Origin of the sequence: Faecalicatena fissicatena, from assembly GCF_016900595.1 — a bacterium.
GTDB lineage: Bacteria > Bacillota > Clostridia > Lachnospirales > Lachnospiraceae > Claveliimonas > Claveliimonas intestinigallinarum.
This window is the reverse complement of the sequence record NZ_JACLYY010000009.1, coordinates 62,344-74,804: the sequence shown is the minus strand read 5'-3', so window position 1 is coordinate 74,804 and position 12,461 is coordinate 62,344. Positions and strand designations below refer to the sequence as shown.

Here is a 12,461-nt window from a genome sequence, read left to right as displayed (position 1 = left end):
ACGGCATTAATAAGCGCCCTCCGGGCGGCATATACTATAGACGGATAAGAAAATGATCGTTTTGGTATATGCTGACAGGGGGGTGCTTTTTTGCTGAAAAGGATCATGGAGCTGCTGTTTGCGCTGGCTGTGCTGGCCGGTCTTCTCTTCGCCGGGGGAAAGGTCCGCACATATGTCAGCGTGCAGCAGGAGAATGTCAGGAGAAATCTGGTCGTTCTGGATCCAGGGCACGGCGGGAGGGATCCCGGCAAGATCGGGGCAAATGAGGAGTTGGAAAAGGACATCAACCTGGCCATCTCCCTGAAGGTGAAGGAGAAGCTGGAGAAGGACGGGATGGAGGTTGTGATGACAAGGGAGGAGGACGCTATGCTGGCAGATGAGGATGCGGACAACAAGAAGCTGGAGGATTTGAACAACAGGATCAGTATCATCAATGAGCGCCAGCCGGCCATCGCTGTCAGCATCCACCAGAACAGCTATCCCGACCCTTCCGTAAAAGGAGCCCAGATCTTCTATTTCACCCACTCGGACAAAGGAAAGCAGGCGGCGGAGGCGCTGCAGAAGGAGCTGCTGGAATTTGATCAGGAAAATACGAGGGACATCAAGGCAAACGACACCTACTACCTGCTGAAAAAGACGGAGGTACCCACTGTGATTGTGGAGTGTGGCTTTCTCTCCAGCCCCGAGGAGACGGCTCTTTTGACAGACGAGTCGTACCAGGAGAAGCTGGCTGGGGCCATTGCCAAAGGCATTGAAAGCTGGGTGGTAAAATAGGCGGATTGATGCTATAATAAAGGGCATGAAGACAAGAGTAGAAAAAATAGACAAAGCACAAATGAATATGGATATCATAGATGCAGCCGGGCAGATCCTGAGGCAGGGCGGACTGGTTGCATTTCCTACGGAAACAGTGTACGGACTGGGGGCTAATGCCCTGGACGAGGAGGCGGCCAGAAAGACCTACGCCGCCAAGGGAAGGCCCTCCGACAATCCACTTATCGTCCACATCGCCGACCTTAAGGACCTGTATCCCATCACAAAAGGAGTGCCGGAGAAGGCGGTGGCACTGGCGGAGAAATTCTGGCCCGGCCCGCTGACCATGATCTTTGAGAAAAGTGAAATTGTCCCCCACGGGACAACGGGGGGACTGGACACAGTGGCTGTGCGCATGCCTGACGACACGGTAACGCTGGCTCTCATCAAGGCGGCGGGAGGCTACGTGTCAGGCCCAAGCGCCAACACCTCCGGAAGGCCAAGCCCCACCACGGCGCAGCATGTTCTGGACGACCTGGATGGAAAGATCAATATGATCCTGGATGGTGGCCCTGTCCACATCGGCGTGGAGTCCACTATCGTGGACATGACGGTGGAGCCGCCCATGATCCTGCGGCCGGGGGCTGTCACGAAGGAGATGCTGGAGGAGACGGTGGGGGAGGTGTCTGTGGACCACACCATCCTCACGGCGGACAGCAAGACCCCGCCCAAGGCCCCGGGAATGAAGTACCGCCACTATGCGCCCAGGGCAGAGATGACTGTCGTGGAGGGATCTCTTGAGAAGGTGGTGGACAAGATCAGCGAGCTTGCAGCCGCCCGGGAGAGGGAAGGACACCGCACCGGCATTATAGCCACCCGGGAGACCATGGACAGGTACACCAGCAGGAATGTGAAGTGCATCGGCACCAGGGAGGATGAGAGTACAGTGGCGGCCAATCTGTACGCCATCCTGCGTGATTTTGACGATGACGGGACAGAGTTTATCTACAGCGAAGCATTTGCGTCTGACGGAATCGGGAGCGCTGTCATGAACAGGCTTCTGAAGGCCGCAGGGCATCATGTGATAAATGTTTAAAAATGCAGGAGGAAAAAAGAATGTCAAATGTGTACGTAATGGATCACCCGCTGATCCAGCATAAGATCGGGCTGCTCCGGAGAGAGGAGACAGGATCCAGGGATTTCAGAGCCCTTGTGGAGGAGATCGCTATGCTCATGTGCTATGAGGCCACGAGGGACCTGAAGCTGGAGGATGTGAAGATCACCACCCCCATCTGTGAGACCACAGCCAAGCAGCTGGAGGGAAAAAAGCTGGCCATTGTCCCCATCCTCAGGGCGGGCATCGGCATGGTGGAGGGTATGCTGGCACTGATACCGGCGGCCAAGGTGGGGCATATCGGCCTGTACCGGGATCCGGAGACGCTGGAGCCGGTGGAGTACTACTGCAAGCTGCCTGCAGACTGCGACGAGAGGGAGGTCTTTGTGGTGGATCCCATGCTGGCCACAGGAGGCTCCTGTGCGGCGGCCATTGAGCTCCTGAAGGCAAAGGGGGTAAAGAAGATCCGCTTCCTGTGCACCATCGCGGCGCCGGAGGGCGTGGAGCGGATGCAGAAGGAACACCCGGATGTGGATCTCTACATCGGGGCCCTGGACGATCATCTGAACGATCACGGCTACATCGTGCCCGGCCTTGGAGACGCGGGAGACCGCATTTTCGGAACAAAATAGGAGAACAGAGTGTCAGGGAAATGGAACGGGAGGCATTTTTATGGCAAATAAAAGAGAAGACTATATAACCTGGGATGAGTATTTCATGGGAGTTGCGATCCTGTCCGGACAGCGGTCCAAGGATCCCAACACCCAGGTGGGGTGCTGCATCGTGAGCCAGGACAACAAGATCCTGTCCATGGGCTACAACGGGCTCCCCATAGGCTGCTCCGACGAGGAGTTTCCCTGGAACAGGGAGGGGGAGGATCCCCTGGAGACCAAGTATGTATATACCGTCCACAGCGAGCTCAATGCCATCCTGAACTACAGGGGCGGCAGCCTGGAGGGGGCCAAGCTGTATGTGTCCCTCTTCCCCTGCAACGAGTGCGCCAAGGCGATCATCCAGAGCGGCATCAAGGAAGTCATCTATGACTGCAACAAATACAAAGGGACTCCGTCCGTGGCTGCATCCATGCGGATGTTCGACGCGGCCGGAGTCAAATACCACCCCTACCGAAGGACCGGCAGGAAAATCGAGATCGAGCTTTAGGACTGGATGGCCTTTGCCTGGCGGAGAAGGAAACAGTAGCGCTTCCATGCTGCGTTTCCCCGGTAAATATAGCAGTCGATCAGGTCGGGATCGCAGGCGTTCTGAAAGTTGTTGTAGGCGTCTTCGATCTCCTGCCTGGCCTGCGCGATCTCCTCGGCAATGTCAAAATTGTCCCGGTCAAAGGACAGCCTTTTGTAGATGTCTTCCTCGGCTGCCCGTCCCCGCTGAAACAGCTTCATGTGCAGTCACCTCCACAGTCATTTCTCTTTATTTCCAGTATAGCCAGATTTTGAGAATAAAATACCTGAAGCCTGTCATATATATGTAAAAATGAGCAGGCAGGGAGCGTCGGGCAGGGCGTATGGAAGACGGGAGAGAGTATGGGCCGGGAGAAAAGACAGGATGGGTGCTGAACTTTGTGATACGCGCGATGGTGGGGATGGCTGTCATTTTCTTTGTAAATTATTTCCTTGACTTGCGGGGAATAGACATGGCGGTGGGCCTGAGTCCGGTGTCCTTTTTGACATCCGGAGTCCTTGGAATACCTGGGGTTGCGCTCCTTTACGGGATTGTGATCTACCAATCTTTGTGAGAATTTCACAAAGAAAAAATATTTCTGAAAAAGCTATGGACATTTGTGCGGTGTAGGGCTATAATACATCGTACAAGTTTTCATAACTTGTATCTGATTAAATCTTGTTGAAAATCTGACAAATGTTTCTGTAATTCAAGGCCTTTTCGGCAGAGAATTCAAAAACAGACAAGCACAACTAAATATGGAACTGTAAACAGAACAAGCAAGTAGTTTTACGCATGCGCAAAGCGTGTGGGGAGGATGTATGTGAGCAGCAGAAATTTGGTCATCTGCGATCCGGAGACAGAGTACGCTGCCAGGCTTGCCGGGTTTCTGAACGGGAAAAGGGAACTTGCCTTTCAAGTAAAAATATGTAAAAGTCCCGATCAGATCCAGGAGGCAGCAGGGCAGATGCCGATCGACATCCTGCTGATTTCTGAGGATCTCAGGGAGCTGTACGATCTTCAGGGCGAAGGGGAAAAGGCGGCCAAGACCGTTCTTCTCACGTCAGAGAGAGGCGAGGGCAAGGACATGGACACCATTTTCAAATATCAGTCAGGGGAACAGATCTGTATGTGTCTGATGCAACTTCTGGCAAGAGGGGAGAAGGCGGAGCTTCTCCGGATACGCAAGAAAGGAAATGGAAGAATCATAGGATTTTATTCGCCTGTGCGCCGGCTCGGGCAGACAAGAATGGCTCTCCGGAAGGGGAGAGAGCTGTCCCGCACAGAGAACGTGCTGTACTTAAACATGGAGGTTTATGCGGGGACAGGCTCGTATTTTCCGGAGGAGAGGCAGAAGAACATGTCTGAGCTTCTCTACTACGCAAAGCAGGAGTCGAGGAAGCTGGCGGGTGTCCTGGCAGGGCTGGTAAAGAGCCTGGAGGGCGTGGACTATGTGCCGCCGGCAGTCATACCGGATGACATCAGAGACGTGTCCCCGGGAGAATGGATCTGGCTATTTGAGGAGATCCTGCGGACAAGCATCTATGACACCCTTGTGCTGGACATCGGCGACAGCGTGCAGGGGCTGTACAGAATACTGGAAGCCTGTGATGAGATCTATATGTCTGCGGCAGATGACCCTGCGGCCTCCTCCAAGATACGGCAGTTCGAGGAAGCCCTTGAACAGGCCGGCTGCGGGCATGTGGCAGAAAGGGTGGTACGATGTGATATCAGAAGAACAGCTCCAGGAAAAGGTACTGGCCAGACTGGATCTGTCAAGAGAGATCGGAGACGATGAGCTGACAGAGCTGATCTTCCGGGTGCTGGACGAGGAGAGCGCAGGAGAGTATATTCCTCTCCAGAAGAAGGCGGAGCTGGGGCGGGAGCTTTACAATGCCTTTCGCCGGCTGGACCTTCTGCAGGATCTGATCGAGGACCAGGAGATTACGGAGATCATGATCAACGGCACACAGAATATTTTCGTGGAGAAAAAAGGGAAGATATACATGACAGACAAGCGCTTCCCCTCCCGGAGCAGGCTGGAGGACGTGATCCAGCAGATCGTGGCGGGGGCCAACCGCATGGTCAACGAGTCGGTGCCCATCGCCGATGCGCGCCTTTCAGATGGATCCAGAGTCAATGTGGTCCTCTATCCTGTGGCCCTCAACGGGCCGGTGGTGACGATCCGGAAATTTCCCTCAGAGCAGATCACCATGCAGGACCTGGTCCGCCTGGGAGCCCTCAGCGAGGAGACGGCGGGCTTTCTGAAGATGCTGGTCGTAGCCGGGTACAATATCTTCATCAGCGGAGGCACCGGTTCCGGCAAGACCACGCTTCTCAACGCCCTGTCCCAGTTCATACCGTCGGAGGAGAGAGTCATTACCATCGAAGACAACGCGGAGCTTCAGATCCAGGGAGTGCCCAATCTGGTGAGGATGGAGGCCAAAAATCCAAACATGGAGGGAGCCGGGGAGATCACCATCCGGCAGCTTATCCGGACTGCCCTCAGGATGCGGCCGGACCGCATCATCGTGGGGGAGGTCAGAGGAGCAGAGACTATTGACATGATACAGGCTATGTCCACCGGACATAAGGGTAGCCTCAGCACTGGCCACTCCGACAGCCCCAGAGACATGCTGCGGAGACTGGAGACCATGGTGCTCATGGGGATGGACATTCCCCTGGCGGCCATACAGAGGCAGATCGCCTCTGCCATTGACATCATCATCCACGTGGGGCGGCTTCGGGATAAGAGCAGAAAGGTGCTGGAGATCGTGGAGGTGCTGGACTATGAGGACGGGGAAATTCAGACAGGCTGTCTCTATGAATTTCAGGAGACAAAATGCAGGAGGACAGACGGCGTCATCGAGGGAAGATGGCAGAAGGTCCGGCCGCTCCTGCACACAGAAAAATTACTTTCAGCAGGATATCAGACCCCATGAGTATATTCTTGCGGTCTTAAAATATGCAGGATTTCTTGCAGCGGTTGCCTGGCTCTACTATGAATCGATATGGGCCTTTCTCCTGTGCGCACCGGGAGTCTTTCTGTATCTCAGATACTGGAAGGCAGAGTGCCTGGAAAAGAAGAAAAGAGAATTTGCCCTCCAGTTTCAGGAGGCGATCCGCTCTCTTGCGGCAGCTCTGAACGTGGGGTATTCCCTGGAAAATGCCATAAAAGAAACAAAAAAAGATATTAATATATTATATAGTGAACAGACGGCCATAAGCCGGGAGTTTGATTACATGATCCGGCAGATTTATCTGCAGATCCCCATGGATCAGATCCTGTACGAGTGGGCCCGGAGGATAGACCAGGAGGATCTCCAGAGCTTCGTCAATGTCTTTGTCACGGCAAAAAAGAGCGGAGGTGACTCCCTGAAGGTCATCCGGGATTCCATTGCCCAGATTCGGGACAAGATGGAGATGCAAAGAGAGATTGACACCATTCTTGCAGCCAGAAAATATGAGTTCAGGGTGATGTCCGTGATTCCCTTTGGCATCGTGGCTTACATGAAGCTGAGCTTTCCGGAATTTATGGGCGCGCTGTACGGAAATCTCATAGGAGCAGGAGTGATGAGCGCATGTCTGGCAGTGTATTTGGCAGCCTGGTATCTCGGGCGAAAAATTGTAAATATAGAAATCTGATCCTTCTTGTCACAGTCCTTTCTGTCCTGGGCGCTATGGCCCTGCTGGTGTCAGATGCAGGCAGAGCGGCAGCAGACCAGAGCCAGATAGAGAGAAACAGCTACGGGAAGGGAGAGAAGAGTGAAAGCTTCCGGGTTACAGCGGACGGAGAAGAGGCCAAAGAGAGGCTGGATGTCACCGTGGGAGAGCGGCAGTACACAGCGGAGGAGCTGCAGGAGATATTTGACAGGGCAGCCGAAGAGCTGGAGGTGCTGGTGCTGGGAGAAAATGAGAGTCTGGACAAGGTGACGGCGGATCTGTCCCTGGTAACAGAGCTGCCGGACCTTCCCATCGCCGTGGAGTGGGAGCTGGACAGGTACGAGGTTCTGAATGTAAGCGGTGAGATCCAGGAGGAGGCCCTGCGGGAAGCGCTGGTGGAGGAGAGAGAAGGCGTGCTTGTGAACCTGAAGGCCTTTATGACCTACACCCAGGACCAGACCAGGCAGGCGGTTCACGAGATAACGGTCAGGCTCTGCCCTGCCGCCAGGACAAAGGAGGAGAAGCTGATCGAGAAGATCAGAGCCTGGATTGCAGAGTATGACAATGAAAACAAGACGAAAGAAACGATAAAATTACCGAAAGAGGTGGATGGACAGAAGATCAGCTACCACTACCCCATGGACACAAGAGGGGCAGTGATCCTGGCGATGGGACTTATGACCGTGGTTCTTCTGTTCTGCCTGGAAAAGCAGAATGAGAAAAAGGACGAGGAGAAGAGAAAGCAGCAGATGATGATGGACTACCCCCAGATCGTCAGCCAGCTGAACCTTCTTCTGGGAGCGGGCATGAGCAGCAAGAGCGCTTGGAAGAAGATTGTGGACGACTACCAGAGGAGAAAGCCGGCAAGAGGGGAGCGGGCCGCCTACGAGGAGATGGCCGCCGCCTGGAACGAGATGTGCGGAGGTGTCCCGGAGAAGGACTGCTATGAGAGCTTTGGCGGCAGGTGCGGCCTGCAGGCCTACATGAAGCTGGGAGCCCTCCTGTCTCAGAATCTGCGGAGAGGGACAAAGGGGCTGGCGGATGCTCTGCGGCTGGAAGGCATCCACGCCTTTGAGGAGCGGAAGGCTCTTGCCAGGCGCCGGGGCGAGGAGGCGGGGACTAAGTTATTGCTCCCCATGTTCCTTATGCTGGCCGTGGTGCTGGTCATTGTCATCGTCCCGGCTTTTTTGTCCATCTCGCTTTAGCTTTCCGGCGGCTTTGATTTGGCGAAAGATAAATCCGAGAAAAAGGAGGAAAACATATGTGGAGAATCTATTATCTGATGCATTTGATGAAGGATAAAAAGGGGATTGGCGTGGTGGAGGTCATTCTGATTTTGGTGGTGCTTATCGGACTCGTGATCATATTCAAGTCCCAGCTCACAAGCCTGGTACAGACTATCTTTGAGAAGATTACAAGTGAAAGCGCAGGTATATAGGGAGATCCGCAGGGACCTCTCTGGCAGGCCCGGCGGGGATTTCCCGGGGATGGTGCGGCCGGCCAAGGCTCTGCCGGGAGAGATGACAGCCTTTTTGGCCCTCATATTCATCCTTCTCATCGCCTTTGCAGGCTCCCTTATGGAGAGCGCCTCCATCCAGTCGGCCAAGAATTACAGGCGGGCGGACATGAACCGGGCTATTGAATCGGTCTTTGCGGAATATCAGAAGGATTTGCTGGAGGAGTATGAGCTGTTTGCTCTTGAGGGAAGCTATGAGAGCGGAAGCTACAGTGAGGAAAAGGTGTTTGACCGGCTGGCCTACTACGGGGCGTCCAATATGGATCACACCATGGCCAGGCTCCAGCTTCTCACCGACGACGGGGGCGGTCCCTTCCTGTCCCAGGTCAGCGACTGGGTGAAGTACAGGTACGGGCTGGACAAGCTGGAGGGACTTTTGGGAAGCGCTCAGACCTGGAAATCCCAGGATGAGGGGATCAGGGACTACCAGGAGCAGGAACAGGAGGGCAGTCGGGAGCTCTCTTCCCTTCTGGAGGAGCAAGAGCAGAGCCTTCCCTCAGAGGACAACCCGCTGGAAACGGTGGAGCAGTTAAAGCAGTCTCCTCTTCTTGCCCTTGTAATGCCAAAGGACAGGCAGGTGTCCCGGAAGCAGATTTCCCTGGCAGAGCAGCCCTCCGGGAGGGCGCTGCAGCAGGGGTACGGTTCCTTCGAGGATGTGGCGGAGCAGGGGGAGGCCTCCAGACTGGCCCTGGGCGTGTACCTGATGGATCATTTTTCCTCGGCGGTTCCGGAGGGGACGGGAACAGCGGGCGCCGGACAGACGGCACTGTCAGGAGAGGCCAAAGCCTTGGGGAGCGGGCTGGACTACCAGCTGGAGTATGTGGTCAGCGGCCAGGCGTCAGATGCGGAAAATCTGGAAAAGACAGTCCAGAGGCTGCTCCTGATCCGGCTTGTGTCCAATTTTGCCTACATCCAGACCGACAGCGCCAAAAGGGCCGAGGCAGCGGCCATGGCGGCCACCCTCTGTACTCTGCTGGCAGTGCCTGCCATCATAGAGGCGGTCACCCAGGCTTTCCTTTTCGCCTGGTCCTTCGGTGAGAGCATCGTAGACCTGCGGGCCCTGCTGAAGGGCAGTCGCGTTCCCCTTGTGAAGGACAGTGAGAGCTGGCAGCTCCAGCTCTCCGGGCTTCTGACTCTGGGAAGTGAGGACGAGTGGAATGAGGGAAAGGACACCCAGGGCGGCATGAGCTATGAAGAGTACCTGCAGATCCTTCTCTTCCTCACGGACACAGACGAGGCGGCTATGCGGAGCCTGGATCTTATCGAGCAGCACATGCGGCTGGGGAAGGGGCTGGAATGGTTTCGCATCGACCACTGCATCACAAAGATGGAGTTGGACAGCAGCTGTAGTCTGCGCAGAGGGATCACGTACAGCTTTTCCACCTATTTTGGTTACCGATGACGGCGGGCCGCGTGACTGGCCGGCTGGTGAGACGGCAAGGCTGCCGGCCACAGGAAGGGAGTGCACAGGGGCGCCCTCCTGTATTCTTTTAATATTTGGTCAGAAAGGAGCTTTGGCATGATACTCCCATATAACGTCAAAAACATACTCTCATATTTTTATTCAGGTAATCCTCCTTGGAAGGATTTCCCTGCCACCAGGAGGGCGCCCCTGTGCACTCCCGGAAAACATACGAAGGGCAGCATCACGGTAGAGGCGGCGCTTGCCATGCCCCTCTTCTTTTTCGCAGTGCTCGTTCTCTGCTATATGTCTGAGGTCATGGCGATACGGACAAGTATCCGAAGCGGCCTTCAGTACGCGGGGAAGATTGCAGCCGAGAGTTCCTATGGAAAACCATTGCTTCTGCCGGGCAGCATAGAGAAGGAGCTTGTGAACGCAGTGGGTGCGGAGCGGCTGGACCGGAGCATTGTGGAGAACGGAAGCAGCGGCGTGCACTGTGAAAAATCCTATATGTCCATGAGTACCGGGATCATGGAGCTGAAGGCCAGCTACCGTGTGTATCTGCCGCTCCCCGTTTTCGGGAGCGCGGTGGTGCCCATGGAGGAGAGCTGCCGGGTCAAGGGATGGACCGGCTATGAGCGGGCGGGCTTTCTGGCAGAGAATGAGGAAACCGTCTACATTACGGAGACGGGCATGGTGTATCATCGGGATTATCACTGCAGCTATCTGGAGCTTTCCATACGGATGGTGCCTGCAGAGAGTGTAGAGCATCTGCGAAACGAAAGCCAGGGAAAGTACTATCCATGTGAGACCTGTGCCCGGAGAGGAACCGCAGGCGGAGTGTATATCACTGATTACGGAGACCGATATCACAGTAGCTTGAACTGCAGTGGGCTGAAGAGGACCATCTATGCGGTCCCTCTGTCTGAGGCGGTGGGGAAGGGGGCTTGTTCCAAGTGTGGATAGAAATGGAAAAGTTACAGGAAGTATTGTCGGTGGAAAATCTGATCTGCCTTGCCTTTCTGCTGGGCATCTCGGTCTATGATATCTATTTTCACAGGATCTCCAAAGCAGTCCTTGTACTGGCCAACCTGCTGGCAGCCTTTCGCACGCTGTACACGCTGACAATGGCGGAAGGAAAACTGGGTAGGGCGGATGAGATGGATCTGATCTGGGCAGCAGCGGGAGCCGGAGCCGGGCTGCTTTTACTGGGAGTCGCCCGGCTCACGGGAGAGGCTGTGGGATACGGGGACGGCTGGCTGGTCATGGCGCTGGGGATCTACCTTGGCCTCTGGGGGCTTATGGAGGTGCTCGCTGTCGCCTGGGTGCTGCTGGCGGCTGCTGCGGCAGTGTGCCTGGTCAAAAAGAAGTGGTCACGCAAGGCAGTCCTGCCCATGACACCGTTTCTAACGGCAGGCTTTGTGATCCTGCTGGCAGGAGAATATTTCCGGGCGTAGAAGGGAAGAGGCTGCCCGGCGGGGAAAGGAGTCTGAGGAGTGAAAAAATATGGGAAAGAAGTATGGAGAGAAAAGGAAGGAGAGAGACCCGGGAGGCTGCCAAGGAAGCTTGACCGTGGAGGCTGCCTGCCTGATGCCCCTTGTGGGATTGATCCTTGTGAGCAGCATATTGTTATTATTTTATTTTCATGACAAGAATATAATTTCTTCCTGTGCCTATGAGACGGCAGTTGTAGGCAGCACAAAGGCCAGAGAGAAGGAGGGAGTGGAGGCGTCCCTCCTGAACCAGGCCTTTCAGGAACGGATACATGGGAAATGTATCTTCTTTCCGGGGGCCAGCGCGGATATCCAGGTGGGAGAGGATGAGATCACAGTCACTGCCTCGGCTTCCAGAAGATATTTCAGTTTGCGGGTTGTCCAGCGGGCGGCTGTGACAGAACCGGAAGATCATATAAGAAGAATACGGAGAATTACAGGATGAAAAAGAGGAAGAGAAAAAATGGATGTAAAAGAATATGGAATAAAGCAGGTCGGCATACGAAGAGGACTGGATACTACTTTTCTCGTGGTGGAGTGCGAAGGAGAGTATACAGAAGATTACCAGATGCGTATGCTGGAGGAAAACGATATGGAAGGGCTCTTGTGTCTGCGCGGCCATGGCGAAGAGGGCACCAGTATGTACGAGTATGATATCAGTGGGAAGACCTCGCTGAAGACAAGATACAAAGAAATAAAAATAGATATGAAAGAAATGATAAAGTTTATAACGGAACTGCTGAATGTGATTAGAGAGATCAATGCCCATCTTCTGGATGCGGATCACCTGCTCCTGGATCCGGAGTATATCTTCTGGGAGGACGGGGCATACTACTTTTGCTACTATCCTGGCGGGGGCTGGAATGTGTGGGAAGCTTTTCATCGCCTGACAGAGCAGTTTGTACAGTGGACAGATTTCAGGGATGACGCCAGCGTGCGCACTTCCTTCCTTCTCCACAAGGAGACAATGAAGGAAAACTACAGTCTGCATAAGATTGCCAGGCAGATAGAGGCCATGCAGGAGGAAGAAGTGAAAAAGAGGAGAGCCGGGGAGGAGAGGCCGGGTCAGACAGGATGGCCCGAAGACAGGGGCGGCGAGGCGCTGACGGCTGCTCCCGGTTCCGCCTACGACACATCAGAGCACGACTGGATCGCAAAGCAGGAAGCGGGGAGCAGCATTATGCGGGAGACGGAAAATATGTGGCGGCCGGTCCGGGATTTCCTCCGACGTCACAAAAAGCCAGCCTGGAGAGACTGGGATGGCATTTATATAGATGAGGAGGAGCTGTAGGCTTCAATATGTTGATTTTTTAAGAAAGATATCCGGAAAATGGGAATATA

The 12,461-nt window shown here is 54.7% G+C and carries 16 protein-coding genes; 15 read left to right on the top strand and 1 reads right to left on the bottom strand.

Going from position 1 to position 12,461, the window contains the following annotated elements; translation table 11 throughout:
• Positions 1-90: 90 nt before the first annotated feature.
• The 4 genes from H7U36_RS10245 to H7U36_RS10230 are packed head-to-tail and all read left to right on the top strand — an operon-like array spanning position 91 to position 3,028.
• Positions 91-774 carry an N-acetylmuramoyl-L-alanine amidase gene (locus H7U36_RS10245; protein WP_243127212.1) on the top strand — a complete coding sequence of 228 codons (684 nt, stop codon included), beginning with the start codon at positions 91-93 and terminating at the stop codon, positions 772-774.
• Positions 775-799: 25 nt separating this feature from the next.
• A complete protein-coding gene (locus H7U36_RS10240) occupies positions 800-1,849 on the top strand; it encodes an L-threonylcarbamoyladenylate synthase (protein WP_138303657.1) in 1,050 nt (349 codons plus the stop codon).
• 20 nt (positions 1,850-1,869) lie between these two features.
• Positions 1,870-2,499: a uracil phosphoribosyltransferase gene (gene upp / locus H7U36_RS10235; RefSeq protein WP_138303654.1), complete on the top strand. Its 630-nt coding sequence runs from the start codon at positions 1,870-1,872 to the stop codon at positions 2,497-2,499.
• Between the two features lie 40 nt (positions 2,500-2,539).
• Positions 2,540-3,028, top strand: coding sequence for a deoxycytidylate deaminase (locus H7U36_RS10230; RefSeq protein ID WP_138303652.1), 489 nt, complete (start codon positions 2,540-2,542; stop codon positions 3,026-3,028).
• Here the strand turns inward: H7U36_RS10230 and H7U36_RS10225 are convergent.
• On the bottom strand, positions 3,025-3,267 hold the full coding sequence (locus tag H7U36_RS10225) for a YaaL family protein (RefSeq protein WP_138303650.1): 243 nt from the start codon (positions 3,265-3,267) through the stop codon (positions 3,025-3,027). The genes H7U36_RS10230 and H7U36_RS10225 overlap by 4 nt on opposite strands.
• Before the next feature lie 122 nt (positions 3,268-3,389).
• Between H7U36_RS10225 and H7U36_RS10220 the strand changes: the two genes are divergently transcribed.
• The 11 genes from H7U36_RS10220 (at position 3,390) to H7U36_RS10170 (ending at position 12,411) form a co-directional block, all read left to right on the top strand.
• Positions 3,390-3,620, top strand: a complete 231-nt coding sequence (locus H7U36_RS10220; RefSeq protein WP_033126130.1) for a pro-sigmaK processing inhibitor BofA family protein — start codon at positions 3,390-3,392, stop codon at positions 3,618-3,620.
• 249 nt (positions 3,621-3,869) lie between these two features.
• Positions 3,870-4,844 (top strand): P-loop NTPase family protein, encoded by a 975-nt coding sequence (locus tag H7U36_RS10215; RefSeq protein ID WP_191493580.1) that lies wholly within the window; start codon positions 3,870-3,872, stop codon positions 4,842-4,844.
• Positions 4,771-5,988 (top strand): TadA family conjugal transfer-associated ATPase, encoded by a 1,218-nt coding sequence (locus tag H7U36_RS10210; protein ID WP_138303646.1) that lies wholly within the window; start codon positions 4,771-4,773, stop codon positions 5,986-5,988. Before H7U36_RS10215 ends, H7U36_RS10210 begins: the two co-directional genes overlap by 74 nt.
• The gene (locus tag H7U36_RS10205) at positions 5,870-6,691 is read left to right on the top strand and encodes a type II secretion system F family protein (protein WP_138303644.1); all 822 of its coding nucleotides are present in this window, start codon (positions 5,870-5,872) and stop codon (positions 6,689-6,691) included. The genes H7U36_RS10210 and H7U36_RS10205 overlap by 119 nt, the downstream gene beginning before the upstream one ends.
• Positions 6,628-7,914, top strand: coding sequence for a hypothetical protein (locus tag H7U36_RS10200; protein WP_243127208.1), 1,287 nt, complete (start codon positions 6,628-6,630; stop codon positions 7,912-7,914). The genes H7U36_RS10205 and H7U36_RS10200 overlap by 64 nt, the downstream gene beginning before the upstream one ends.
• 56 nt (positions 7,915-7,970) lie before the next feature.
• Positions 7,971-8,147, top strand: a complete 177-nt coding sequence (locus H7U36_RS10195; RefSeq protein ID WP_081958039.1) for a Flp1 family type IVb pilin — start codon at positions 7,971-7,973, stop codon at positions 8,145-8,147.
• The gene (locus H7U36_RS10190) at positions 8,128-9,627 is read left to right on the top strand and encodes a DUF5702 domain-containing protein (RefSeq protein WP_330637095.1); all 1,500 of its coding nucleotides are present in this window, start codon (positions 8,128-8,130) and stop codon (positions 9,625-9,627) included. Before H7U36_RS10195 ends, H7U36_RS10190 begins: the two co-directional genes overlap by 20 nt.
• A gap of 117 nt (positions 9,628-9,744) precedes the next feature.
• A complete protein-coding gene (locus H7U36_RS10185) occupies positions 9,745-10,593 on the top strand; it encodes a TadE/TadG family type IV pilus assembly protein (RefSeq protein WP_191493582.1) in 849 nt (282 codons plus the stop codon).
• A 2-nt stretch (positions 10,594-10,595) separates the two neighbouring features.
• Positions 10,596-11,084: a prepilin peptidase gene (locus H7U36_RS10180; protein ID WP_191493583.1), complete on the top strand. Its 489-nt coding sequence runs from the start codon at positions 10,596-10,598 to the stop codon at positions 11,082-11,084.
• A 49-nt stretch (positions 11,085-11,133) separates the two neighbouring features.
• On the top strand, positions 11,134-11,565 hold the full coding sequence (locus H7U36_RS10175; RefSeq protein ID WP_033126132.1) for a TadE/TadG family type IV pilus assembly protein: 432 nt from the start codon (positions 11,134-11,136) through the stop codon (positions 11,563-11,565).
• Between the two features lie 18 nt (positions 11,566-11,583).
• Positions 11,584-12,411, top strand: a complete 828-nt coding sequence (locus H7U36_RS10170) for a DUF6382 domain-containing protein (RefSeq protein ID WP_243426750.1) — start codon at positions 11,584-11,586, stop codon at positions 12,409-12,411.
• The last annotated feature ends 50 nt before the right edge of the window (positions 12,412-12,461 follow it).